Origin of the sequence: Simkania negevensis Z (assembly GCF_000237205.1) — a bacterium.
GTDB lineage: Bacteria > Chlamydiota > Chlamydiia > Chlamydiales > Simkaniaceae > Simkania > Simkania negevensis.
The window spans coordinates 2,383,359-2,410,183 of the sequence record NC_015713.1; the positions used below are offsets into that span (position 1 = coordinate 2,383,359).

Consider the following 26,825-nt stretch of genomic DNA (forward strand, 5'->3'; position numbering starts at 1 on the left):
GCTTTACAACCAAAAAGGAATTCGATGTCTTAGACGAGAAAAAACAAGCAGCATAAGCGCTGTTCCACCTACTGCAATCATAACACTTCCCTTAATCACCATTGCTGGTGCATGGGTATTCAACACTCCAGAGCGAAGAAGCTCGACAAAGTAGTAAAATGGGTTCAAATAAACAGCCAGAATCGCCCTACCAGGGATCATGCTTGCATTCCACATGACTGGAGTCAGTAAAAATCCCACCTGCAAAATGCTTGCAATGACCTGCTGCACATCCCGAAAACGGGCCCCAATCATGGCAAAAAGAGTCCCAATCGACAGCATCGAGACAGCAATCACCACAAGAGCAAAGAGGACCATGGGAAAATTGGGAACACATTTAAAATAAATCAAAAGTGGCAAAACCGCGATCACATTATGCCCAAGCACGATAAAATTGCGAGTGATCACCCGCATGATGTAGACCGTAAAGGGCATCTTCAACTGCAAAATAAACGTTTGTGCGTCAGTAAAGCCATGCATCATCTCAATCAAAGTGGTAGAAAGTAGAAACCAAGCGAGCATCCCCCCTGAAATATAAAGAAAATACTCGGACAAGTTCATATGAAAAAGCTTACTATAGACAAACCCCATAGAATAGATCATGACAGCCATACTGATCGTGATCCAAAAAGGGCCTAAATACGAGCGGCGGTAACGCAGCTTAAGATCGAGCCACCCCAGCAGCAGCCAAACGCGCCACTGCTTGACACCCGACCATAAATCTTCAAGAGAAGCCACAAATCGAGAAGGCTTTTTTTTAGCCTTAACTGAAGCTGCTTCATTTACCTCAATTTCTTCCACAAGATTAGCTATTTTTAATCATCATTAGACACAAAACCTAACAAATCTCCTTCGATAAGTCAACGCAAAGTGCCAAACTTTGAATCTCCAACGACACCTTTCTTATCAAACACCACATAATTGAGCGCACAACTACCGCTTTGCTCTGCATTATTAAAGAGATGTAGCAGTTCCAAGAACCAAAACTGTTTTCCGAGCTCTTCCCACTGCGCTGTTCTCTTGCTAGAGTCTGGATAGAGTGCTTTTAATGCCTCAACTACATATCTATTCCAGTAGGCGTCATTCCCTCTTTGACTAGTTGATATTTCTTTGGCTTTTCCAACAATTACAGCATATGGATCCTCCGACATCTTCTCGCCGAAAGGATCGATCACTACAGTGTCACGAAGATCGATGTAATTAATAAACCTTACCATCTTTTTTAAATTGATTGCTACATTCCCAACTGCTGTAATGTCGCATGTAAGCACACTACCTACACTTCTACTACTACTGCTACGAACTCTTGAAAAAATGTTTGTGCAACCTTTCAGGATAAGGGATTCTATCCTAAAGTTTGCTGTAGCCATGCATTTAAGTGTCTCAGAGGTTAAGTTCGTACAACTTGAAAGATCTAGAGCCCTAGCACTTGGAAAATTCTTATTGAGATGGGGAATCACATATTGCCCCATCAATTCATCATCAATATCTAATCCACTTAAAAAAGAAATATTTTCTACAAAAAAGCGGAAAGGTCCAAGAGGATGATCATAACGGTTCGCTAAATAATGAGCATTGGGTGTGAAGATTTCTTTAATCGCATTCAGATTTCCACCTGCAAAGGCTTCTCTCCGTTTTGCAATTTCACCGTAGTAGAATTCTATATGATGGCTAATATTACTCTCAGCGTCTCCCCACTCTAATATATATTTTTTTGTAAAGCCGTCAATCAGCCCTTTTTCCAAACCAGACCCTCTTAAGTCAAAGTAGATAGCATTCGGAAACTGCCTTGTAATGCTAGCAAATTGTTCACAAGTTATCATCTCAAACCCCGCAAGAGTTAACCTCTGAACATGCTGATTCTGTTTAGAATAGCCGAGTAACCTTGTTAAACATTCTTTATCTGCTAAAATGGGTTCAGCTGAAGTGGTGCGCGCTGCGTCGATGGTCAAGTACTGAAATTGATGATCATCGGGAGAAGCAAACTTATCGAGTAATTGAAAGAAGCTTCCTTTTTCTAATTCTCCTCGAGCAATGTGCGCCCCAAGAAACCTGTCTGGCACGATCGAAACGTTTAGACTTTCCTTATCATGGTAATCTATGAATTTAAGTAGCTTAGGCTCGTCAATTTTAACATACGGATCAAGAGGAGCTACCCGCTCCTTATACCCTTCAGATAAAGGTAAGAAAATCGAAGCGACTTCACCCAACATCTTTTCAAAATCCACAACTGTACCTTCGTCCGGCACCCATCCAACGCTTTTGCTTGAAGCTGCTTGTAAAGAATTCGCTGAAGTAGAAAAGTCTAGTCGACGTACTGGGCTTTTGTGTTCTTCATCTCGTAGCTCGACTTCTCTTCTCTCACCAACATTTGAGCTTGAACCACCAGAAGAGTCTAATTGACGCATCGGGCTTTCACTCTCTCGAAGTTTAGATGGAGAGAGCCTTGTTTTGAGAATTCCTCTTTTTGAAGGGCTTGAAGGAGGTTTAGTAACAATAACCGGTATATTTGTCGTCAGTCTTCTGTCTTGTCCATCAGTATCATGTTGCACTTCAAAAACTGTTACCGTTGTGGTCTCTGTAAGAGTTTCACCTGTCGATTCTGGCTTCTTTCTGAATTGGTTCAAAATCCCAGCGACAAATAGAAGTGCCCCTCCTCCAAGAAACCAAGGCAAATAGCTTTCAGAAGTCTGAGAGTTATTTGCGCCCGTAGTTGAATCTGGAACTGGCGGCGGGGTAGTTAATGGGTTTGCATTAGTGTCGCCTTGGTCTGTAGTTCCTTGTTGAGGTCCAGATTTTTCAGATAAACTAACAGAAGGTGTAGTCTTGTCCTCACCTTCTTTTATTTTTTGATCATCAGTGATGTTGTCTCTGTCAACAACCTCTTCTCTAACAGTAGCTGTTCTGTTCGTTGAATTGTCATCAGATATTAAATCAGAGTCAGAAGTGAAGATGCCATCTTCACTTCTTTCTTGAGGTTGAGCTGTTTCAGTCATTGAACCCCCAGTAGATAGGATAACTCCATCTCCATTCATATCATCATTTTCATTATCTCCTGTAGAGAGACCAGGTACTACATACATGAGATTTTCTTGCTTAAGACCTTTGCCACTATTGACTGAACCTTTAGTATTGTTTAACAAGGTGTAATTGGACTGGATGCATCTGTTTTCAAAGTCAACGAAACCTTCCTTACACATCTCAATACCCTCAAGAACAGGAATCAAGGTAGGATCTACTACTTTAGATCCTGAGCCATCTGGTCTCATATAAACAACGCTGTAAGGATCGATACTCTCTAGTATGTCTCTCTGATCAACATCTTGTTCTTCAATTCCGCATAACTCAGCAAGGGATGGATCAGGAAATCCAACTGGGTAATTCTTTGCTTCAATGAACGTTTCAGAAGAAACAATTTTAGAACCTTCCTGATTAACAGGTGGCAATTGAAACTGCGATTGACGTTGCATGTTCGTTGGGGCAATCTTTGTAAGTGTTGTATTATCTACTTTGCGAGCAAAGCATCCCTCCTGAGTCCATTTCAATCCATCAAGACATGGTCCTTGGAATAACAATGGGCCTAAATCACTTTCTTCACCAACAACATCTCTTCCAGAAAGAGAAGATGTGGGATCTGCATCATCATTTTCAATCAATTGAGTTCTAATGGGATTAGTATTAACCCTATCGCCACGTAAAGTTCTTCCGGATCCAGGAATTGGAACAAGTGCTGTTCCTATTTCTCTCACAATTTCAGAGTCTGTTGAAATGCTTGAGAATTCTTGTGTAATAGGTGGTTGTACAGGATTCTCAGAGGTTGAAGTGTTGACTCGGTGCTGAATTGTTGATGAATGATCAAACAATGGATTTACACAAGTGTCGACAAGGAATGAAGTGCTTAAAAAACACTGATCTCCGTTTTCAAAATACTCTGGTGGCTCTGTTACAGTAGGCTTGACGTCCACTTTAAGAGACTCACTCTCTGATTGTGGGCTAGGAGTTGGAGTCGGAGTCGGAACAGGAGTTGGGGTTGGGGTCGGAATTGGAGTTGGCTTTGAGTTATTACCACTATTTGTTCCAGAGTTGTTAGGAGCGATCAAGGTGATAGCTGGAAGGGCTCCAGCCATGTAAGCAATTCCAACACCTACTATAGCAAGACCAATCAACCCAAGACCTATGTAGGCAACTTTTTTCTTTGTTGACCAAGGTTGATCGGGAATTTCCAAGGGCTCAAGAGCATGAGGAATTAAAGCCTGATTAAATGCTTGTTGATAGGCCAGCGACTTACGCTGCCACGCTTCTTCATGCATTTCGAAATGTTTTTTAAATTTGTTGAGATATTTTTTCGACAGCTCATTCATTTGTTCGATTGACGGCTCGCGCAATGCATGGCTATCAAAACCATGCTTTTCAAAAAGTTCTCTTAAAATGATTTGCTGCTTAAGTTCTAAAGCATTCCATTTATATCGTTTTGCTTGATAGAAATGGGCTAAATAAGAAACCTGCTCTTTTGTCAGTTCTTCTTTTCCTGAGGGAACAGGGAGTTCTGCGACAAATTTTTTGTACGGTGGGACAAGGCTTAGCTCATAAAAGCGAGGAACAAGGACTTGAATTTGACACTCTGGAATCGTTAAAGTTGGATGCGCGATAAGCCATTTATGATGCCACTGAATTTGTTCGGGTGATAGTTTGCCTACGTCTTTCACTGTTCTTGGATCAATGATGGGTAAGTTTTCTGCTTTGTAAACACGATTTTCTTGAGGAGCAATGTGAAAATTATAGAGAAGCGTGGCTTGTTGTGGTGTGAGTTCGCCTTTTTCATAGAGTTTTCTGAACGTTTCAAGTTCCGCATTTGTCAGTGAGGTCTCTAAATCAATTTCTGTGATGTTTAAAGGGTCCAGCCCATACTGTTGCAAGACTTGGTTAAACCCAAGTTGTTTCTTAAAGGACTCTTGTTTCCAAAGATCTGCACGGTCTTTAAAATGACCATGAAGCATCCGAACAGTTTGCTCGGTCATTTCATCAAAATCTTGAAACACTGGAAAGTTCCATCGATTGTAATAGTGCTCTCCTTTTGTAAAAGTCACATAGATGGCTACTTTCGCAACTAAATTAAAGGCAGCAATACGAAACGACATGGCTGGGGTAATCAGTACAGCATGAGATTTCAAAACCTTAGAGACAGCATAGGGAGTGATGACAGCACCCGCAGCGAGTCCAATAATTGTAATCACCGCTTTGTAATAGGGAGAGTGACTTTGCCCACTTCGGAATACATGATCAGCCAAAAAGATTGTTAAACCATTGACCGCTCCAGTCAAAGCCATCGCATGATGTGTTATTGGCCCATTGATCCATTCCAAAGAACGCAACTTTTCGAGTCCAAAAAATCCTGTCACAACAAAACATGCAGGATCTATCACTCCTTTCATTTTTTCATAATACGTGTGACTAACTGAAGATTCGCTCATGGAAATTGCCCTATATAAAAAACTTTAGCATGATCTTTATAAAGAAGATGTGAATTAATTGCATGCAAAAACTAATTTTTAATTAAGATCGTAGTGAAGATTTACATTTTTTTACGCAACGCGATAATTCGATTGAAAAAAAATAATGAAAGAGAATAACTTAGATGCCAATTTAAAAGTTTATCATCATAACGAGGTATTTTCATGAGCGGAAACGTAGGATTAAGTTGCTGGCAACAATTTTGGAACTGCATTTGCTGTTGTTGTCCTTATGAAGAACCAGAAGCGATTCAACAGCGCAAACCTCTACTACAGGACCCTCTACATTCAACTACATCCCCTACGACTTCGTCACACACTTACTCTCCACCCTCTTCTAATGCTCATACACTTTCTCCAGATCTTACATTAGGCCTCCCTGCGCATCAAGTTGAGATTCAAAGAAGAGAACACCAAGATCGGGAAAAAGAACGAAAAACATCTTCCGACGATCTAAGAAGAGATGAGGGTCATCTTCATGTTGTTTCTCCTCATTCTCCTAAAACTAACGGGCTGAAAAGCGAAGGAACCGGAAGCCCCACAAGTTCGCTTTTGCCAACAAGAATAAGCACTCCTCCATTAGATGAACAACAACGACGCGAAAGTGAGGCTTTATCTCTTTCTCATCTCCCTCCTCATGATAAGAGCGGAAGCCCATCTTTAAGCGAAAGAGACATCCATCATATTCAGAAGCAAGGCAGCGGAAGCTCCTCACCACTCCCTCGTCCCGATCAAAGCGTATTTAGCTCCCCAAGGCCACTTGTAGCAAAGGACAGCTCTCCTCCATTAGAAGAAGTTAAAGATCAATTTGAACATCAAGCTCCAAAAGACCTCCAATTTGGAAGTAGCACCACTGTTGTTGTGAGTGATGAAATCGAGAGAAGAAACTCTCCACCTATTGCGATCCCAATTGATAAAAAAAGAGAGTCTGATCGTTCAAGAAGTTCTGACGAAGAAGAGCATACCCCACCCCATTCGTTCGTAAGCAATCCAACAACACCTGTTCGCTCTCCTGACAGTAGCCCAGCAACACCGCTTTCCTCTCCTTATCATGATACATCTTTTGGAAACGTGAGCAATTGGAGAGAACAAGTAGGCGTCCATGAGTCACCTCATAAGGTGAAAGATGCAAAAAAATCAGATGGGAATGGATCAGATACCGATTAATAAAAAATCACTCTCAAAATAGAGCTAAATGGATAGATTGGAGAACTGCATATGAGTCAAGGAGTTGGAAGATTTGGGTTCCTTTCGGGACTTTTTCGCATTGGAGGAAATCCAGATGAAGGTCTGTCCTCTAAGCGCATTCTTGGAGGCATTGGGCTCATTTCTCTCATCGCAGGAGGTGTATTCCTATATTTTAGATGGAGCAAGCCTCCCACACTTCCTCAAATAACCTTTACAAAAGAGGAAGAAAATGAGCAACAGGTTGAAGAAATAGCTAAAAATGAATTTCAACAAAAATCACCTCCCCACTCTCCCTCTTTAGATCGAAGAAATCTTGTTGTAGTTGACGCTGCGCCCGAGAATCGCCCTGGGCACAAAGATGAAGAAATTCATTCTGGTGAAAACCTGAAAGCTCCCCATAATGCTTCTCTCCCCCTTCCCTCTCCTTTGAAGTTTCCAATAGAACCTGGCATTCAACGTGTCTTTGAAAATCAAGGAGAAGACGAAGAACAACAGCTTGAGTTAGTAGTCGATACAACTAAGCAGGAAAATCCATCACCTCGTAATTCCCCCCCTTTAAATCGAAGAGATTCCATTTTAGTTATCACTCCACCTTCGGAGAGTTTTCTTCAACATAAAGACAACAGAGGCGCAACTGAAATTGATTCTGATGAAGAGCTGAAAGAACAAGATGAAAGATCTTCTGATCTCAAGTTTAAAGAGGAATATGGCGATAATTGGGTGGTTGAAGGTGACAACTTTGGGTCAGATGAAGAAATCAGCAAGTCTCCTTTCACCACTCCACCAACAACTCCTCCGACAACTCCTCCAAGTTCTCCCTACTCACCAATGGGTAGTGCCCAGAGGATGAGCTACCGAGATAGAATTGGAACTCACGAATCTCCACAAAAATCAACCAAACCACCTTTATCTGGTATGGCTGAGGATTCTAAAAGGAATGATAGCAGTTCTCATGTCTCGTTAACAATGAGCTTTGATCAGATCGACAACACTTCCTTCGAAGACAATAAAGCTAATAGAAACCCTCCTCAGAGAGGATCGTCTTCTAAGATAGTGCAATCTATATAATATTTCAGGAGGTCGCGGTAGCGCGCGGCATCTTCGAAACGCAAGTCTTTTGCTGCTTGCTTCATTTCTTTTTCACATTCTTGAATGCGCTGTTGAATCTCTTTAGGATCAAAAGTGGGCGCAGCTTCTTTCTTCTCAGCAGCTTTATACTCAGAAAAAGTCTCGGAAAGATCTTCCGTCACATTTTTGCGCACGGTTTGCGGGGTGATGCCGTGTTTGCGGTTGTGCTCTTCTTGGACTTTGCGGCGCTCACATGTGATATGAATGGTATTTTCAATCGATTTGGTGCGTTTGTCGGCGTACATGATCACGCGTCCTTCGGCGTTGCGCGCGGCACGACCACAGGTTTGGATAAGTGAAGTCTCACTGCGGAGAAAACCTTCTTTATCGGCATCAAGGATGGTGACGAGAGAAACTTCAGGTATGTCTAACCCTTCGCGGAGAAGGTTGATCCCAACAAGGACGTCGAAGATTCCTTGGCGTAGCTCTTTAATGATCATAACCCGTTCAAGAGTGTCGATGTCAGAGTGGAGGTATTTAGCTTTGACTCCAATTTCTTTGAGGTACTTGGTGAGATCTTCGGCAAGTTTTTTGGTCAGAGTGGTAACGAGGACACGGTTCCCTTTTTCAGTTTCAATGCGGATTTCATCGAGACAATCGTCGACTTGATTCGTGGCGGGACGGATTTCAATGACGGGGTCGAGTAGGCCTGTGGGACGAATGATTTGCTGCACGATGTCGCCACCTGATTCGTTGATTTCCCACGGGCCGGGCGTGGCAGAAACAAAGACAACTTGATTGATGTGGAGGTAAAATTCCTCAAACTTAAGAGGACGGTTATCATAAGCAGAGGGAAGACGAAATCCAAAATCAACAAGAGACTTTTTACGGGCGCGGTCTCCGTTATACATGGCGTGAATTTGAGGAAGAGTTTGGTGGGACTCATCGATAAACATGAGAAAATCTTCGGGGAAATAGTCGATGAGACATGCCGGTGGCTGCCCAGCTTGACGTCCCGCAAAGTGACGAGAGTAGTTTTCAACGCCTTTGCAGTAGCCGATTTCTTTGATCATTTCCAGGTCATATTTGGTCCGCTGGCTAATGCGTTGCTGCTCCACGAGGAGGTTTTCATGCCCAAAGTAAGCGATCCGCTCTTTGAGTTCTGCTTGGATAGTTTCAAGAGCGGTGAGACGCACCTCTTCTGGCGTGACGTGATGCGATCCGGGATAAATAGAAATAGCGTCCATGCGACGCTGGACTTTTCCTGTGAGGGGATCTATTTCAGAAATGCGTTCAACTTCATCGCCAAAAAATTCGATCCGATAGGCGAGGTCTTCTTCATAGGAGGGAACGACCTCTAAAATGTCACCTCGGACCCGAAAGTGGGTGCGAGACAGTTCGTAATCATTTCGAGTGTATTGAAGCTCAACGAGGTGAAGGAGGACATCATCGCGTCTATAGGTTTGCCCTACTTTGAGACGCAGTTTCATTTTGCTAAAGTGTTCAGGCATGCCAAGTCCATAGATGCACGAGACAGATGAGACAATGATGACATCTGACCGCTCTAGGAGTGAGCAGGTTGCTTTGAGGCGCAGTTTTTCAATCCGGTCATTGATCGAGAGATCTTTTTCAATATAGGTGTCAGTGCGAGCGACATAGGCTTCTGGTTGATAGTAGTCGTAGTAAGAAACAAAGTACTCAACGGCATTGCTTGGGAAGAGCGATTTAAACTCTTGGTAAAGTTGGGCCGCTAGGGTTTTATTGTGAGCTAAAACGAGTGTGGGTTTTTGAACCTTTTCAATGACTTGGGCCATGGTAAAGGTCTTTCCTGAGCCAGTGATTCCTAGGAGAACTTGCGCTTTTTTGCCTCGCTGAATCCCTTCTACGAGTCGCTCGATGGCAAGTGGCTGATCGCCACGCGGGGCAAAAGGACTCTCGAGTTTAAATGCTGACATATTTTGCAATTAAGGGTTTGAAGTAGCCCCACTGCTCTAAAACACTAATGAGCACAATGAAAAATGCAAATATCATGATGGCAATAAGCAATATGCGCCCACCTGTTGTTTTGTAAAACTTGGGTTTTTCCAAATGCCATGCCATGATAGCAGGTAAAAAGATGAGAAGTATCGCAACAAACGCAGCTGCATATTCTAAGGCAATGATGAATCCTCGTTGATAGGTAAATACGAAAATCAGTGGGGGGATGAAGGTGAGTAAAATCGCAAATAGCCGTCCTTCCCAGGTTTTTTTGAGTTTGAATCCATCGGTTAAAAAGTCCGACAAGCTGAGCGATACCCCTAAAAAGGAGGTGACGATCGCAAAAAAGGAGAAAAAGTGGGCCCCCACTTTAATCCATTGGTTCTGCACAATCTGAGCTAGCGGTTGGGTAACTGAAAGCCCTTGCTTCCACGCTTCGACTAAACTGACTTTTCCTTCGAGAGGGACGATGCCTAAAATGACAACCTGCCACAAAATATAGATCACTAAGGGAATAATGCTTCCTATGAGCAAGGTCCATTGAAGGTGTTTTTTGTCGTGGTGCATATAGGTCGTCAAACTGGGAATAATGATGTGATATCCAAACGAAGTGATCACAACGGGGAGAGCGACGAAGGTTGGATTCCAATCGATGTGAGTGAGTAGTTTTCCGTGAATATGCTCTGGTAAAAACCCAATGAGCAGGAGATAGGAAATGCACAAACCAAGCATCAAAAATCGGTTCACAACATCCACACCTAAGGTGCCAAGATAGACAAAGCCTCCGAAGATGACTGGTAAGGCAAAATGAGCTACCCATAGGGGAATTTCGTATCCGGTCAGCGCGGTAATGGCCATTTGAAACAAGGGAGCTCCCGCAGCAATGTAGGCAGCTGTAAGGGAATAGAGCAATAAGAGGTAGACAATCCAACTCAGGGCTTTACCCCATGTTCCTAGGGTTTTGTGCGCCATCGAAATGAGGTTGATTTCCCCTTCTATTGCAAAATTCACATCGAGAAAGAAAAAAGCCGTTGCAAGCATCACGAGCCAACACACCGCAAAGATGAGGAGCGAGGGGACAAAACCGACAAACGATGTCATTACAGGTAGAGCGAGCATTCCCGCTCCAATTGTCGTTCCTGCAACGAGGAGGATACCTCCGACAAAATGATTGATTTTCATAGAGCTTACCAGATTACTGGGGAAAGATTAAAATTGCAAGAGCTCTGCAAATTTAGATTAGCCCTGAGTATCGCTCCCGCTTCGAATATCACAACAAAACAACCAATTTTTTGTAATTTATATTTCATAAACCATTTAAAAATAAAAACTTAACCGATATTAAGAAATAATTTCGCTGGTTATTATTTTTTATTTCCAGCGAAATATTGTTGACAATGAAGATTTCGCTGATTATGATTCATTACAAACAGCGGAAAAATCATGACAAAAAAACTAATTGGTCGACGAGAAGAAAAAAAGCTTTTATCAAACAGACTAGCTTCCAAAGAAGCCGAGTTCATTGCTGTATATGGAAGAAGACGAGTGGGGAAAACCTATTTAATCAAATACGCCATCGAAAGCGCAAAACTAAATTCCATTGAAGTCACAGGATTGAAAGATGGCTCTTTGCGTCATCAATTAGACATTTTTACCCGTGCTTTTGAGAAAGCATTTCAACCCCTATACAAGTTAGCTTTACCTTCTAATTGGATGGAAGCTTTTGACTTACTCACTAATGCAATCGATCAACTTCCAAAAAAGAAACCCTTTGTTATTTTCTTTGATGAACTTCCCTGGCTAGCAACTCCCAAATCGGGACTTTTACAAGCATTAGATTATTTCTGGAACACCGAATGGACTCATCGTACAAATATCAAACTTATTGTATGCGGCAGCGCAGCTTCATGGATTCTAGACAATCTCATCAATGCAAAAGGGGGATTGCATAATCGTCTCACAACCAACATCCTACTTAAGCCTTTTAATATTCAGGAAACAGCTGAATTTTTAAATAGCCGCTCCATTCGGATGAATAAAATGCAAACCTTGGATCTCTATTTGGTCATGGGAGGAATTCCCTATTATCTAAAGGCTGTGGAAAAGGGACTTTCTGCCATGCAAAACATCAACCAAATATGTTTCACTGCAACAGGGCTTCTTTTCGGAGAGTTTGACCGCCTATATAGCTCTCTTTTCAAAAATTCTGACGCATACATCGAAATGATTGATATGATAGCAAAGCACCCTCAGGGGGTCGATTTGAGCTCAATGGAACAAGGATTAAAATTCTCCACTTCAGGTGGAACGCTAACAAAGCGTTTACAAGAATTAGAGGCTGCAGGTTTCATCATCAGTTTTATCCCCTATGGGCGAGGGAAAAAGGGAATCTACTATCGCATTATCGATGAATATACATTGTTTTATTTTCGGTGGATCAAACCAGTTACAAATCGCATCAAGTTAGCTTCATCACAAGCAAATTATTGGCAATCCAAATCCCAATCCGCACAATGGAAAAGTTGGGTGGGTAATGCATTTGAAGCTTTTTGTTATAAACACATTGATCAAATTGCCAAAGCTTTGAAACTTCACACCGGATTTAGCATTGGTACTTGGCGTTACATCCCAAAAACGAAAAATGAAAAAGGGACTCAAATTGACCTCCTTCTTGACTGCGATGACGGCATCATAAATATCTTTGAGATCAAATACTCCAAAACACCCTTTCGCATTACAAAACAGTATGCAACTCAGTTAGGTGATAAGTTAGATATTTTCAGTGAGCATTTCAAAACGACAAAAGATCTTTACTTAACAATGATTACTGTAGCCGGACTCACTTCTAATTCTTATGTCGATGAGCTTGTAAGAAACGAATTAACCTTGGATGATTTCCTTTAAGCAAATTAAGTCAATTGAATAGCCGTCAAAAACCAATTTTTGAAGGTGTTTGAATATAAAATTTTAGATGATTATTTGGACACGCTCTGCCCCCAGCTTGAGAGTCTTTGAGTTAAATTTCTCCACGAAATTGCCTCTATTTTCTCTGACAACTGCTGAGGATGAGCCACTTGACACACAACATAAGCTTGAGTTGCTGCTGGGTACTCTTTAAGAAACAGCTCAAGATGTTTTGCATCTCGCACTCCAGGGGTATCTGTCCATTTTACCTCAATAGGTAGCAAAGATTGATTGCGATTTAAGACCCAATCAACTTCAGGACCAGAAGAATCCCTCCAAAAATGAACCGATGTTTTATGGCTTTGAAAACGAGACCATCGGATAAGTTCTAGCCCAACAAATTGTTCAAATAGGCTTCCTAAATATTTTTGAGGTAAGATCTGCTGTTCTACAGCAGCAAGTCGCCTAAGTCCTAAGTCAAAAAACAAATACTTGGGAGATTTGGTCAATTTTTTTCGCGATCGGCTTTCAAAATAAGGTTCTACTCGTTCAGCAATTAGGCAATCTTCTAAGATTTGATAGTAGGCAGAAATTGTTGTTCTGGCTACACCGATATCCTGAGAAATCTTGTCAAAGTTAACGATATTACCCGACTCAATCGCAGCGAGGCGGAGAAAGTTTTCGAATGCCCCAATATCACGTACAAGAGCTTCTGCTCTCACTTCATCTTCAAGATACAAGTCTACATAAGAGTCTAACTCTTGTTCTCTAACATCATTATCTTCCTCTAAGCGAATAGCTGGTAGAGAACCATAAAGCAAAAAATCTTCTATCGGAGCGAGTGGAGTGGAAACTTCCTCTAAAGTAAAAGGATCAAGGCGCAATTGAATCACTCGTCCAGGAAGAAGATTTACATTTTTGTTATGTCTGAGCTTTCGTGCAGATGATCCCGTAAGGATAAATTGAGCAAGACCCTTATCAATCAAATACTGTACACAATCCATTAATGCAGGCACTTTTTGCACTTCATCAATAATGACTAAAGGTAAAGAGATTTTTGAATTGTTCAGAGCTTTAACCTCTCTAATCAATTGATCAGGATCAGCTTCATACTGGCGCCGAGTTTTGGAGATCAATAAAGTCACTTCAAGATCAGCTTTAAATTCTTGAATCAATGTTGTTTTTCCAGTCTGTCTAGGACCTAAAAGTAATACGCTTTTACCCCGTTTTAAAGTCTGAATGAGTTTTTCTTTTAGAGCTCGCTTGAATATCTTCATTGGAATAATCCGGAATATCGTTTCCTTACGCTCTATTTTCCTGGAAATTCGAGCTCAAGTCAACAAAATTCGATAAATAGCTGATATAAAGCAGTATAAGAAAGAAATACGCCGAAGCTGCTTAAGGCATTCAATGCAGGCAACCCTGATAACCTAAACTAAACAGTGAAACTTGCCCCTATAAAAAGAATGGCCAGCCCTCAAAAACCAAGCATCTGAGTGAGCTGGTAGAAAAAAATAAAGCATGCAACGAGGAGGACACCCAGGAGAAGAGGTTTGCCGCCTCTGACGCGGTCTTCTAGCAAATGCTTTTTTTGGTATCTGCCAATCCAAGCCATGAGGGCGGGAAAAATCCCAAACAAAACAACTGCGCAGATTCCACCAGCAAAGTTCAGCGCTTGAAAGAAAATTTTCGGAAATGCAACGGAAAAGAAGAGTGGCGGCAAGAGGGCTAGAGCGCACATGCCCAGATGCTCCCGCTTTTTCTTGTGCAGCTTGAACCCATCCCGCAAGAAATGGACAAGGCTGAGCGACTGAGCCAAAAAAGATGTGAGGATAGCAAAAAAAGCAAGCACTTGCGCTGCGTACCCAATCCAAGTTGAGCCAAGATAATTGTGCAAGGCTTGAGCACCGTCGATATCTGCTTGAAAACTCGATTGGATTTCGCCTATTGGTAAGATCCCAAGGACAATGATTTCCCATATCAGATAGATGACAAAAGCAAAAATCGAACCATACCAAATGGCTTGTCTGACACGTTTTCTATCTCCTCCCATGTAATGAAAGAGACTGGGAATCATATTGTGAAATCCAAACGAAATAATGAGGATGGGAAACGACACGAGGGCATATTTTGGTTCAAAATAGAGCAAAAGTCGGGGCGCAATATAACGAATTCCTAAAAAGATCAGTAAAAGATACGCTCCAATTTTTCCTACCATGAGAAAACGGTTGAGATGGTCGACAGGACGCGTGCCTAAATAGACGAGCCATCCAAACAGAATCACAAAAAAAAGGGTGCCACCCCAATCGGGAAATTTTAAACTGAGTGTGTAGTGAGAAAAGGAGGAGACGTGGTTTCCACTGGCTGACATATAAGCAACAAGTAAGGCGTAAAAAAGGAAGAGGTAGAGAAACCAACAAAGAAGCTTCCCAATCGGGCCAAGAGTGTGACCAACCATTGAAATGAGATTGACAGGCTTATCAAACCACCCTAAGGTTTCGATCATCAGTAAAGCAGTGGTTGTCATAAACAGCCACGCGATGACAAACATGATGAACGTGGGAAGAAAACCAGCAAGACCTGTCAAAATGGGAAGGCCGAGCATGCCTGCTCCGATACAACTTCCCGTAATGAGAAGTGTGCCACCTAGTATGCTTCCGTGTTTTTTCATCGTTTGAGTTTTTCCGCGATCCGTTGTTCTTGTCCCAAGCGTCCAAGTTCGTATCCTTCAAAATCGACAAATTTGAAGAACCGCTCAAATTCTGGGAAGACATGGGAAACTTGTTTGGCCATTTCTTGCGCAACATACCGATAAGAAGGATGCCCTGCAGGAGAAGAACGGAGTTCGCATAGCCACTGCAGTGAGCGCAAATTAATATGGAAGTACCAATGGATGTTGTAGGCCATTGGAACAACGTACTGCGCTTCTTCGGGAAGCTCATTTGCAATTTCATCATAGGCGCCCCTTGCGCGATCCATTGCTTCGCGGTACTCTTTTTCCATATCGGTATCGAGAATTTCTTGTGGAATGTAGTAACCGTGGTTGCAAGAAAGGAGTTGCCGCTCTTGTGTAAGAGTGCGATGCCGCTGCAGGTCGCGGTAAATTCCAAAGTCAGCAACGATTTCAAAAGTAAACTCAGCATGTTCAAGTGCGCGTGGTCCTTTATGACGCCGATTTTGACGAAAGGCACATGTCGCTTCAAAAAGGCGTGATAAATCTTCTTTAGGCAGTTTGCGGCACAATTCTTGCAATTCTAAAAGACCTGTTTGTGAACGGCTAAAGAGAAGCGCTGCTCCAACTTTGATTGGGGATTCTTGATCGTAATCGACAAGGCGTACTGTTGCATGATCAAGTGGCTCAAGACCCGTTGTGTACTGTGCGGTGAGAAGGTGTAATTCTTCGTTTGTTTTTTCGTAAAATTCAGAAAAGGTCTGTTGGTGTTTGTGATTCATTTCAGAGCGACGAATGAACGACGGCATCACTTTAGAAAGTTCTTGATGACTACCCCGCGCAATTTCTTGCAATTCTGAAAGGTTATGACAATTGAGCTTCTGAATCATCGTTTCGAAAAATCGTCCATTGCCGTACATTCCCATATTCGTTAATGCACTTGCAGGAAGAAGACCACGTAAGCAATCAAGAACTTTTGCTCGAAGCGCTGCAGTGTATGCGACATTCGAAATGTCATGCTCTTTTGGAAAACTCTTTTCCATTTGCTCAGTTAAGGGAGGAATTAACTTGCCGTAAACTTCAAAGAGGTGATTGCACGTATCGATATATGTGTCCCGATAGGCAGATGTCATGATGATCGGCTCACGGTAAAAGAGAAATTCACCTTCATATTTTTGGTCGAAATAAATGTAGCGCGTTGACTTTTCAAGTGGAGAACCTCCAAGGCGGCAGTCTTCAATGACTTTAGCGGCAATCATCGACACGTTTTCAACTGCAAGATGGGCTCCACCAAGTTCGCCGATCGAGTCGTCACCATAACCATCTAAAATGCGATCGTAGAAATTTTGCGCCTTTTTAATGGCGATGCTTTGGTCTTCAACATCTCCTTGTTCTGCCTCTTTTGTCCCAGAAATGGAGGCAAAGGCGGTTTCTTCATTTAAAATAAAATCTTTTAAAAGTAGTGAACGAAGTCCCAAACTTGACCGGGAGTAACGAGAAAAAAGAGCTCCTTTAATCACTTCGGGCAAGTTGCGCAAAACAAAGATATTGCTTGAAGTGTTGGTCACATATTTTTCGATAATTTTTAGCTGTTGCTCTGTGAACTCTTCGTAATCGTGTATCATCGAATTTACCTCTTTTCAGGTGTCAAAAAACTTGAGGATACGAGTCTAATGCTTTTACTTTTTTTTGATAAGCAAATTAGGGCATCTTATCCATATTCTACAGACTCTTATAAGCCATGTTGTTGTTTTTTCAAGCGTTTTTTGAAAGCTTATAAAATTTTGATTTCAGAAATCGATAGCCTCCACTATGTTAATAAGTGACTGTGTTTTTTTGGAGGTAATGATGGCTTTAACAACTTTCGAAATGTTGAAACGTCCTCGCCGGAACCGCCAGACGTCTTCGATTCGTCAGCTAGCTCAAGAGCACACTTTATGTGCAGGTGACTTCGTCGCTCCCCTTTTCCTGATTCCAGGCGATAAGAGAAGAGAGCAAATTGAAGCCATGCCGGGTATCGAACGGCACTCAGTGGATTTTCTTGTCAAAGAGGCAGAAATTCTTCATGCCCAAGGCATCCCAGCAGTTGACCTCTTTCCTTCGATTGATCCCTTTGCCAAAGATCATGAGGGATCAGAAGCTTGGAACCCAAATGGTCTCGTTCCTACTGCTATCCGTCTGCTGAAACGAGAGGTCCCCTCACTTTGTGTCATTGCAGACATTGCCCTCGACCCCTACACGTCTCATGGACATGATGGAATTCCAAATGAATTCCATGAAATTGAAAACGACCTCACATTAGAAGCTCTAATCAGGCAATCGCTTATCTATGCAGAAGCTGGGGCCGACATTCTAGCTCCCAGTGATATGATGGATGGACGAGTGAAATTCATTCGAGAAGCCCTTGATGCCCAAGGCTTTCAAAATGTCGGAATTCTCTCCTACTGCGCAAAGTACGCTTCGGCGTTTTATGGCCCTTTTCGAAATGCTATCCAAACAAGTCTCTCTTTTGGCGACAAAAAAACCTACCAAATGGACCCTGCGAATGTCAGAGAAGCTATTCGTGAAGCCATCTTGGATGAGGAAGAAGGTGCCGACATGCTCATGGTCAAACCTGCCCTTCCTTATTTAGATGTGATTGCGAAGATTAAAGAAAAAACCACACTCCCTGTTGGAGCTTACCACGTTAGTGGGGAATATGCGATGATCATGGCTGCGCATGAACGGGGTTGGCTTGACGCGCAAAAGACTTTCTATGAATCGCTTATAGGAATTAAACGGGCCGGAGCCGATTTCATTTTTACGTACGCGATCAATCAAATATTGGATTTACTTAATTGATCGATCCGTTATCATAAAGAAAAGAGGGGGTCAATCTGACTCCGCTCGTCTATAAAGAAAGGGGACGTCATGATTGAGAAGGGGAAACAAGTCGCTATTGAATATAGTGTCTTTCTACAAGATCGCACACCTGTCGACAGCAACGTCGGCCAAGATCCACTTGTGTTTAATTGTGGGTCGCAGCAAATTTTGCCAGCTCTCGAGGATGCCTTAAGCGGGTTGGAAGTTGGTGACACAAAACACATTACACTGCAGCCTGAAGATGCCTACGGATATGTCAATCCAAGTGCATTTAAAGAAGTCGATGCAGAAGTCATTCCAGAAGATCTCCGCTTTGAAGGAGCTCTTTTAATCATTGCAGATGAGAACTTTGGTGAGATGCTCATCCGTGTTGACGAGCTTAAGGAAGACAAAGTGGTGCTTGATTTCAACCATCCTCTTGCAGGAAAACAGTTAACGTTCGATGTCAAGGTGCTTGACATCTCATAATCGGTTTTCTGGGAAGGATTCTCTTTCATCATGCAAAGTCGGGTAGAGGCGCTTGCCTGTTGCTGCGCGAGCGCCTGTATCCCGAAGCCAAACCGACATTGCGTAGGGAATCATCGTCCGACTGCTTTTCTTTAAAAAGAAATCAAACGGAATGACAAAGGCAACTCCTTTGTCACGGTACCGCTCATTGTTTACGATATCATGTGCATTCGTCCATGTGTACCAAACAGAAAAACGGAGACCACTCGGAAAATAACGGCCAATTTCGAAGCGGGCTCCTACGTCACGCGCCAAAAATTTTCCGATGCTCACTTTAAAGTCGAGTTGCAAAGGTTTAAACTCGTAGTAGAGGTCAAGAAAATACTGATAACCAATGAAATGAACTTTTTCAGATTGAAATCCATCAAACTTTCTCACTTCAGTTGTAAAGCCAATTCCATGATACTTCCGTTTTAAAACTGCAGCAGCTTCCAGCCCAATTGCCCAAGAGGAACCCACCGGATAGTAGAGAACCTCTCCCGCAATCCCTCCATATGCCACCTCGAAGTATCCCAAAGCCAGGCGACCGTACCACCCTTTTTTGAAATATTCCCCTTTTTGAATGTAGGCTTCTTCTAAAGAACCGCTGCTTGTCTGATAATACCGCACCATATCAGATCGTACATTGATCAATTGGGATGGGTTCAGCATGTCCATGTCCCCCACATCCGACATGCTCGACTTGATATTGTAGGCCCCTTGGATTTTGTAATAGACTTGGTCAAACAGGTACCCTTCTGGTCCCCCAACAATCCCCACGCTATATTTAAATTTCCCTGTTGCACTTCCAAAAAAAGTGAGCAAACGGGGGCGCACGGTAAAAGTCCAAACACTTTTGCTCCGATGGTAAATCAGAGATCCGTCGTATCGACTTGGAGGACGCGTTGGTTCACGCATAGGAGAGAGTGTGGCAAATTCAAAATCACTAATGGTCCTCTCTCGAAAGCGGTGCAAATCCATTGTTCGAAAACGGTATTCATGTGTTGGGACACCATCTGCTTCAATGACAACTGTGACTGCTTTAACATTCGTCGGCACTAAAGCTGCAAGAACTGTTTCGATCCGTTCTTTCAGCTCCTTTTCAACCCTGTAACGGACGTTAATCATTTTGATCCAAAGGGCATGATCGCCATGTTCATCTGTTGTTAAATAAATCCGGTATAAGTTGAGCCCTTGTTCATCGAATGCAAATGCAAGTTCTTGCGCTAATTCTTTGTTCGATCGGAGCAATCCAACAGGTTCTGTATCAACTGGAGCTTTGTAAATCGGAGGGTTATCAACTTTGGGGAAAAGACCTTTAGATTCACCTAAGTTGTAATTTAGAGACGCCGATGCAGCAATGTCTTCGCCTCGGAGAGAACTTACATTGAGCTGCAAACAGTCAAATAACGTTGCTGAAAGCCCAACATTGATACGTGACTTGACACTTCTTCCACTAGGATGCTCCCACTGATGGTGTTCATAATCGACAGCGTCGTATTCAGCAAGAAGTGTTAGTTTGTTTAAAACAGGAATCTTTGTTTGACGAAAAGGGGTCCACCCAATTCCTCCAAAAAATCCTTTAATTCTTCCTTTTCCCCAACCAAGAGTCGCTTCAAAATTCCAATCTAAAAAAGTTTTCGTTGCCACAACATAAAATGAATGAAATCGCTTTGTTCCATAAAAATCTTCAAAACCCACAGCAATTTCTGGGAAATAAGGAAACCCATCTTCTTTTCTTAAGACGCCCAGTTTTAAGTTAGCTCCCCGATCCGAAAACTCACCGAATCCCATGAATCCCATTGCAGGATCGGGTATTCCAATATACACCCGATAATTCACCCCAAACTCAACTCGTCTTAAAGGTTGAAATGTCACACCATAGTTTCTGTAAGGGGGTACATATGCAAAACCAAGTGCAACCATTCCCACATCGTTCATCCGGGCAGAAGGCATATTGAAATAACCTCCCATAAAAGTTGAGTTGTAGTGGAAGGGAAGATGATCTTTAATTTCCCGATTCACATCATCAACAACTTGCAAATCTCGAAATAATAAGGACAGATCTTCTTCCGCATGGAGAAGAATGCTACCTAGCATCACAAGGATCAATAGAAATCGCAGCTGCTTCAAAATGCTTTAGAACGCCCTGTTTACTTTTTAAAAAGTAAACAAAAATCTCAATTGCCGAAAAAAAACGCAAGGAAAACATTTAAATAAAATTAAAATCAAGATAAAATTAATAAACAAATTCAGGGTGAAAATTCATTATTACAAATTAGTTGTTTCTGATTTCAAATCGATAAAAATCTTGAAATAATAGACACTAACTTAACATTTTCTTTAAAAAAAATTCTGACATATGCCTTAATTGTATTTTCAAAAAGAGACTTGTTAAAATTTATGACTACCGGACTGCACAGTTCCTTATACTCAACAACTTTCGACTCTGCGACTTTTTTTGCCAGTAGCATGCTCTACAAATCCTTTATGCCAACAAGTGGGTTGGCAGCGACATCCCTGATCAATGCCCTTTCGATCCAAGCTATAGAGTTCTTAGAGACCCCCGAGCAAAAAACTGCCCAAGTGATTGTAGGGCTCGTTTTAGGGACTTGCCTCATCAACCTTCTTGCAAAACCTCTTGTCAAAGGCATCACTATCAACCCATTTGCTACGGTGCAACTCGCTGGAATTCATCTTATCATTAAAACAACAGCCTATGCCGCCTATCAGTTGACACTCAATCACTATGAAAAATGGAGATATGGGACATTTAATTCGTTTGATGATTTGAAAAATCTCACGCCCACTCAAGTTGGAAAATCAAAAGCCTATTTTGAAAAACACCCCTCCATTTGGAATAAATACTCTTTCAAACTGCAAGCTGCGTTCAACCTCCTTCTCCAAGAAAACAATTTAGAAACACTTGAATTTACAAACTGCTCAAAAAATACCACCCTTAATGATCGTGAACTTGCAGTTTTTCTCGGAACACTAGACGAAGAAGCAACTTTAACTGAAAAACAGTTCCAAGTCCTCAAAACTCACGAAACACCTGCTAACACAAAGCTGTATCATCAGTTTTTTTCTAAAGCTGACATTGATGTTAACGAAGAGCAACAAGTGCATTTCGCGAAAGTTTTCTATGACTACTCCCTTCCACCTCCTTATGACACCTTTCTTCCCTCTCTCGACTTTCCCCCTGCAAAAGATGCTGTCGATGAAGTGCAAGCACTTTATTACCGCTCCTATTTTGAATGCTACCCCTCGGAGTTTGACTCACTTCCACTCAATGATCAATTTCTTCTCAACGTCATTTTCGAAAAATGTGGCCCACCCCACACATTAAGAGAACCTAAATTGAGCGAACTCGACTCTCTTTCAAGTGACGCCCTTGAATATTACAAAGATATCTATGAAAATGATCCTTCTAAATGGAAGGCCAAAGAGGTCAAATTTCAAGTGATGTTTAATGATGCACTTGAAGGTCATTATCTAGAACCGATAGCCACACCCGAAACTCCTATGACCACATGGCAAAAAGTGGGTATTGCTGCACTTGGATGTTTTTTGCTCATAGGCGGAGTCTATACCACGGCTTACTTCAGAGCCTCCCAATCACAGCAAAAACAATTTCCTCTTCCCAAAATACAAGACGATCATCCGAAACAAACAAGTGCAATAATTCCTCCACTCAATCGCACATCTTCTTCAATACCAATCCAGGATGTGACAAAGCCCTTACAGCTCCCAATTTGTCCTTTAAACGACTCGCCTCAGTATACCAACACAAGTTCCAATGAAAATAACATCCCAAAAGTGTTCCCTTTTGAATTAAGCCCGCCCCAAATCATGTTTCCTTGTGTTTATTTGCCACCTCGCACTATTGATAATGAAGACACGAGCAAAGTCCTCACACTTTACGTCGACCTTCCCGCTCTGTACAGTCAGCCTACAAAAACAGCTTCCCCTGCCCAAGAAATCAGTGAGTCAACTCCACTCCCTCACGAAATTCCAAAAGTGGAATCAGCTTCGTATCGTCAGTGGTTTCCCCTCCCAATCATTGGAACCTTTGTACTATGGATTTTTTGCACCCCAAAGAAAAAAACTGCAGTAACACCTATTAATCCCCCCGTAGTTGAATTTTGCGAAGATTCACCTGATCTTCCTCCATACATAGAACAACTTACTTGGGATAAAGATAAAGCTGCCGCGATCACGCTTGATACCAAATATGTTAACATCATGCTTCCAAAAGCTCTTGCAACAACAAAAGCAACGGTCACCTTTAGCACTGGTAGATCTCACGATAAAAAAGGCATTTCTAAGATACCCAACACACTTAGGTACTTAGCACAAAATAGATGGCAAACTTTAGCTAAGGTCGTCACTTTCGTTGCCCTAGAGCTCATTGAAAACCATTATGGGGAAGCTAAATCAATTCACTTTAATGTCACAACAAAGGACAACAAAGTCCTGCTCGAAATCGACACAACAATTCTTGAAACGGTGCATAAAGTAAAAGCTGTTTTTGACTCACTTGAGAAGCTCGATGAGCTCGATCCTAGCTCCTTCGATGTAAGTTGATATTTTACTATGAAACAAATCTCTCTACTGCCTATAATTTTTGCCGAAATTAAGGGGATTTTATGTTAATTTCAAGCTCGCTTCTCGATGGAGTAACGCTTTTTGCAGGAACATATTGTTTAAGCAAAACTTCATGGATTCATTCACTGCAACAGCCACTTAGCCCTTCGGGACTAGCCCTTTCAGCTGCCTCAAATACTCTTGTTCTTGCCGCCACTTCTCACCGCTCTGAAATCGAAAAAACAGCAGCACTTGCTTGCGCAACTCTTTTGCTCTGCGCGATTGCCAAACCTCTATTAACGCGCACAACCATTCAATTAAACCCTTATGCCGCCATCCAGTTAGCAGCGTTTCAGGGTATTCTTAAAGTCACAATTTACGGAATTTATAAGCTTGCGCAACATTTCACTGTTTCTTTCAATCCGAGCACAGTAGACGACATCAAAAAAATTCCTAAGAGTGATCTCGGAACGCGCAAAGCCGAGCTTGAACGCTCCATGGTTGAAAAATGGGATAGTTTCAATCTCAATATGCAAGCAGCATTTAACGTGATGCTTGTTGAAAATGGCCAAGCTCCTCTCCCTTTTACCAACTACACTCGCGTCGCCCTTCTTTCTGAAAAAGAGCTCGAAGTCTTTAAAACGTTTGTTGGAGACCACCTCACAAAAAAAGAACAATCACAGGTCCTATTTGACCATGACCTTCCCCCTCCCAAACAATTTGACTTTCTACCAGACCCAACAGCTGAAATGGTTTTCCTCACAACCCTTTCACCAAGCCAACTTCTATGGTATCATCAAGCATTCAGTAGTAAACTTGTTTCCCCTGCGCAAACCGCTCCCTTTACTCTAGCATTCTACGAAGCAGATCTTCTTCCTCCAAGTAACGCATTTTTCACCCCCTTACCGATCCCCTCTTTTGCCAATGTAGTCTCTAAAAATCAGGCGCATTACTTCGTCAACTATGATCATCACCATCCTGATGCTTTTGAGAAACTGACAGAAGAGAAGCAAATTGTCCTCAATGAGATTTTCGTCAAAGCCGGCAAAAAACCTTACTCTCTCAACAAACCTAAAGAGCCGCCTATCGAAACTTCTTCTTGGAGCACAGCAAAAAAAGTCATGATTTACGGAGGTTGCGCCCTAGCAGTTATCGCTCTCATCGCCGTTCCAACAGCAGCATACTTCTTTGCACGCCAGACTGCTCCACTCTCCCCACTCGATTCAGAAAGCTTAGATCAACCTTGTTTTCTCCCGATTGCAGTTGATCAGAAGCCCTCCCTGCCCAAGCAACCGTTTACTCATTTCGACAATTCAACGATTTGCCTTCCTCATGAAAAGCCTGTTGTCCCTCAAAATATTAGCTCACCCATTCCCCAACCCAACACATTGTTTCATCCAAACTTCCCTCTCGCCCCTTTCAATGCTTCTTCCCCTGAAAGCCCAATCATTCAAATCGATCTCAGCCGCTTCATAAAACCATATTATAAACCAACACCTGCGAACCAATCTATCTCAGTTCTTTATCCTTCTTTAGAATCTCGCTATGCCACTTGTTCCCCAGATGAAAAGCCTCTGCCCGTTATCAACACAGAGTTTTCGATTCAGCAATTGAACACCTCTTCTCTTTCAGCCTCTCCAGACATTCAAGACGAAATCCAAACTCAACAAGAGCTACCTTTTCACATCGATATCGCATTGGGAAAACTCCTATACGGCAATCGTATTTTAAGAGAAATCCATAAAAAATTCGAAATACAGCGAGAAGCCGATCTCAGCCATCCCATAAAGCCAGATTATGAGCCGACACCTCTGAACCAATCTATCTCTATTCTCTATCCCTCTTTAGAATCTCGCTATGCCATTCGTGCCCCAGATGAAAAGCCTCTTCATGAAGAGTTTCCCTCCTCACTTCCTATCTTATCACCTCAAGTTCTTTTCACCAAAAGCACGAATAGCAATGTCTCCCCCTTCACTCCCTATCGATCTCCAGTTGATCTAGAAAACCAGCATTCTTTCTCATGGAAATTTCTTTCTCTTTTAGCCATTCCTTCCCTGATTCTCATCGTTGATCATCTGTTTAACAATCCGGCTCATAGGGAAAATGAAGCAAGGCCTGATTCTTTCCCAGTTACCGTTCATAATAAAAACCGTGCATTTACTCTATGCCAACAAAGTAGCAGTAGCTATTATGGAATTAGACAAGGTTCCCACCGTGGCGTGCCTTTTCTTCAATTAGTTCGAAGCTTAGATCCTCTTGCCCTTCAAAAACCACAATTACAGCAGCCCTGGGAACTCATAGATACCTTTGTACATGATTCGGCTCCCTTAGAAAGCATGTTCCAACAAAATGGAGAAAACTTTCAATGCATCACCTTTCTAAACCCAAACCCTGAGCTTTTTGCTCTTGTTCAGAACCAATTGATGCACCCTGAGGGCTTAGGAAGATCTAGCATGCCGCTTCAACTTCCCTATGAAGGAGTATCTTCACGAAAAATGTCGCAACCTCACGTAGAACTTCCTATCGCTGCATTAAGCCACCCCAACCTAATCAGCTCAAGCGCTTCCTTTATCTCACAACCCTCCATTGATTTCAGGCGCGAACTCTATTTAAAACTCATGCATGAACATGAAATGCGTCCCAAACGTGCAATCGATCGCTCCCTATATGAAATTGAAGATAGTCATTTACCAAAAGCTTTTGAAAAACTCTCTCATTTCAGGGTTCATGCGCTCGAGGGTGTCGTAGTAAATGAGGAGAATTCCTCAAACGTTTCATATCACTTTTCTCAAGAACAGCAAATAGACATAGCAAACCTTGTCGCAAAAATCACTGCTGAAAAAGCCAAAGTAAAGTGGGACGATATCGAAAACTTTTCTTTTGACTTTTTTAATCTTGGACCCCATTTCAATTCTACAGTCGTCTGTGTTCAACTTACAGGCAATGCCTGTGAGCGCTTACGCCTGCCTACAAACTCCTTTGCCGACGTTCACTCTATAAACCCTCAACTCCCCAAACCAAAAGAAGAACCTAAGCTTTACGATAAAAGCGCTCTCTTGAGTCTAGATGAAGATCTTGCTATTTCAGAGGATCAAACCCTTTTCGAAAAACTCTCCAAGGTCAAAATCCACTGTGAATCTTGGAATTCAAACCAATCATGGACTCTCCAAGGTAAAGAACTAGCCAACTTTCCTTACTATCTTAAGAAGGTTATGCCACCAGAATGTAATGTGGCTAATCTCTGTAAAAACATTAAAGCGGCTACTCAAAAAATAGTTGAAGAAATGCTAAATAGAAAATTTGAAGAAATCGCATTTTATGATCTGACGATTTACAAAACCTCTCAAACCCTTACTTTTATCTTCAGTGTCTCGCTAGATGGAGAAAACTACGCTTTATTAGACACAGACAACGGCAGATATGGTTTAGCTCACACAACTTTTCTCTCAAACGCCTAAAAGAAGCTGTTTTTCAAAAATTTAATTTAAGTTTTTCACAGAAAAAGGATTAGCCATTTTTTTAGTAGAATAGAA

At 42.1% G+C, this 26,825-nt stretch carries 15 protein-coding genes; 7 read left to right on the top strand and 8 right to left on the bottom strand.

Features of this window, described 5'->3' with window-relative positions:
• Positions 1-3 precede the first annotated feature (3 nt).
• Together SNE_RS11575 and SNE_RS11580 are read right to left on the bottom strand one after the other, a co-directional pair.
• Entirely contained in the window at positions 4-840 is an 837-nt protein-coding gene (locus SNE_RS11575) for an ABC transporter permease (protein ID WP_013944633.1), read from the bottom strand.
• A 59-nt stretch (positions 841-899) separates the two neighbouring features.
• Positions 900-5,510 carry a hypothetical protein gene (locus SNE_RS11580; RefSeq protein ID WP_013944634.1) on the bottom strand — a complete coding sequence of 1,537 codons (4,611 nt, stop codon included), beginning with the start codon at positions 5,508-5,510 and terminating at the stop codon, positions 900-902.
• A 204-nt stretch (positions 5,511-5,714) separates the two neighbouring features.
• On the opposite strand from SNE_RS11580, the gene SNE_RS11585 reads away from it, so the two are divergent.
• Both SNE_RS11585 and SNE_RS11590 read left to right on the top strand, forming a co-directional pair.
• Positions 5,715-6,716: a hypothetical protein gene (locus SNE_RS11585; RefSeq protein WP_013944635.1), complete on the top strand. Its 1,002-nt coding sequence runs from the start codon at positions 5,715-5,717 to the stop codon at positions 6,714-6,716.
• A 51-nt stretch (positions 6,717-6,767) separates the two neighbouring features.
• On the top strand, positions 6,768-7,805 hold the full coding sequence (locus tag SNE_RS11590; RefSeq protein WP_013944636.1) for a hypothetical protein: 1,038 nt from the start codon (positions 6,768-6,770) through the stop codon (positions 7,803-7,805).
• Here the strand turns inward: SNE_RS11590 and uvrB are convergent.
• Complete coding sequence (gene uvrB, locus SNE_RS11595) at positions 7,766-9,760, bottom strand: excinuclease ABC subunit UvrB (RefSeq protein ID WP_013944637.1); 1,995 nt, start codon at positions 9,758-9,760, stop codon at positions 7,766-7,768. The two genes, SNE_RS11590 and uvrB, sit on opposite strands and share 40 nt — an antisense overlap.
• On the bottom strand, positions 9,747-10,964 hold the full coding sequence (locus SNE_RS11600; RefSeq protein ID WP_013944638.1) for an amino acid permease: 1,218 nt from the start codon (positions 10,962-10,964) through the stop codon (positions 9,747-9,749). Before SNE_RS11600 ends, uvrB begins: the two co-directional genes overlap by 14 nt.
• Before the next feature lie 261 nt (positions 10,965-11,225).
• Between SNE_RS11600 and SNE_RS11605 the strand changes: the two genes are divergently transcribed.
• Complete coding sequence (locus SNE_RS11605) at positions 11,226-12,686, top strand: AAA family ATPase (RefSeq protein ID WP_013944639.1); 1,461 nt, start codon at positions 11,226-11,228, stop codon at positions 12,684-12,686.
• A 71-nt stretch (positions 12,687-12,757) separates the two neighbouring features.
• Here the strand turns inward: SNE_RS11605 and SNE_RS11610 are convergent, their stop codons facing one another.
• From SNE_RS11610 to SNE_RS11620, 3 genes are all read right to left on the bottom strand, one after another.
• Positions 12,758-13,963 (bottom strand): ATP-binding protein, encoded by a 1,206-nt coding sequence (locus SNE_RS11610; RefSeq protein WP_013944640.1) that lies wholly within the window; start codon positions 13,961-13,963, stop codon positions 12,758-12,760.
• Between the two features lie 200 nt (positions 13,964-14,163).
• Positions 14,164-15,357 (bottom strand): amino acid permease, encoded by a 1,194-nt coding sequence (locus SNE_RS11615; RefSeq protein WP_013944641.1) that lies wholly within the window; start codon positions 15,355-15,357, stop codon positions 14,164-14,166.
• A complete protein-coding gene (locus SNE_RS11620) occupies positions 15,354-16,982 on the bottom strand; it encodes an FAD-dependent thymidylate synthase (protein ID WP_013944642.1) in 1,629 nt (542 codons plus the stop codon). Before SNE_RS11620 ends, SNE_RS11615 begins: the two co-directional genes overlap by 4 nt.
• 223 nt (positions 16,983-17,205) lie before the next feature.
• On the opposite strand from SNE_RS11620, the gene hemB reads away from it, so the two are divergent.
• The gene (gene hemB / locus SNE_RS11625; RefSeq protein WP_013944644.1) at positions 17,206-18,198 is read left to right on the top strand and encodes a porphobilinogen synthase; all 993 of its coding nucleotides are present in this window, start codon (positions 17,206-17,208) and stop codon (positions 18,196-18,198) included.
• A 69-nt stretch (positions 18,199-18,267) separates the two neighbouring features.
• On the top strand, positions 18,268-18,687 hold the full coding sequence (locus SNE_RS11630; RefSeq protein WP_013944645.1) for an FKBP-type peptidyl-prolyl cis-trans isomerase: 420 nt from the start codon (positions 18,268-18,270) through the stop codon (positions 18,685-18,687).
• Here SNE_RS11630 and SNE_RS11635 read toward each other — a convergent pair.
• The gene (locus tag SNE_RS11635) at positions 18,682-20,805 is read right to left on the bottom strand and encodes a YjbH domain-containing protein (protein WP_013944646.1); all 2,124 of its coding nucleotides are present in this window, start codon (positions 20,803-20,805) and stop codon (positions 18,682-18,684) included. The genes SNE_RS11630 and SNE_RS11635 overlap by 6 nt on opposite strands.
• Positions 20,806-21,108: 303 nt before the next feature.
• Between SNE_RS11635 and SNE_RS11640 the strand changes: the two genes are divergently transcribed.
• Entirely contained in the window at positions 21,109-23,292 is a 2,184-nt protein-coding gene (locus SNE_RS11640; protein WP_041419104.1) for a hypothetical protein, read from the top strand.
• Between the two features lie 62 nt (positions 23,293-23,354).
• The gene (locus tag SNE_RS11645) at positions 23,355-26,750 is read left to right on the top strand and encodes a hypothetical protein (RefSeq protein ID WP_013944650.1); all 3,396 of its coding nucleotides are present in this window, start codon (positions 23,355-23,357) and stop codon (positions 26,748-26,750) included.
• The last annotated feature ends 75 nt before the right edge of the window (positions 26,751-26,825 follow it).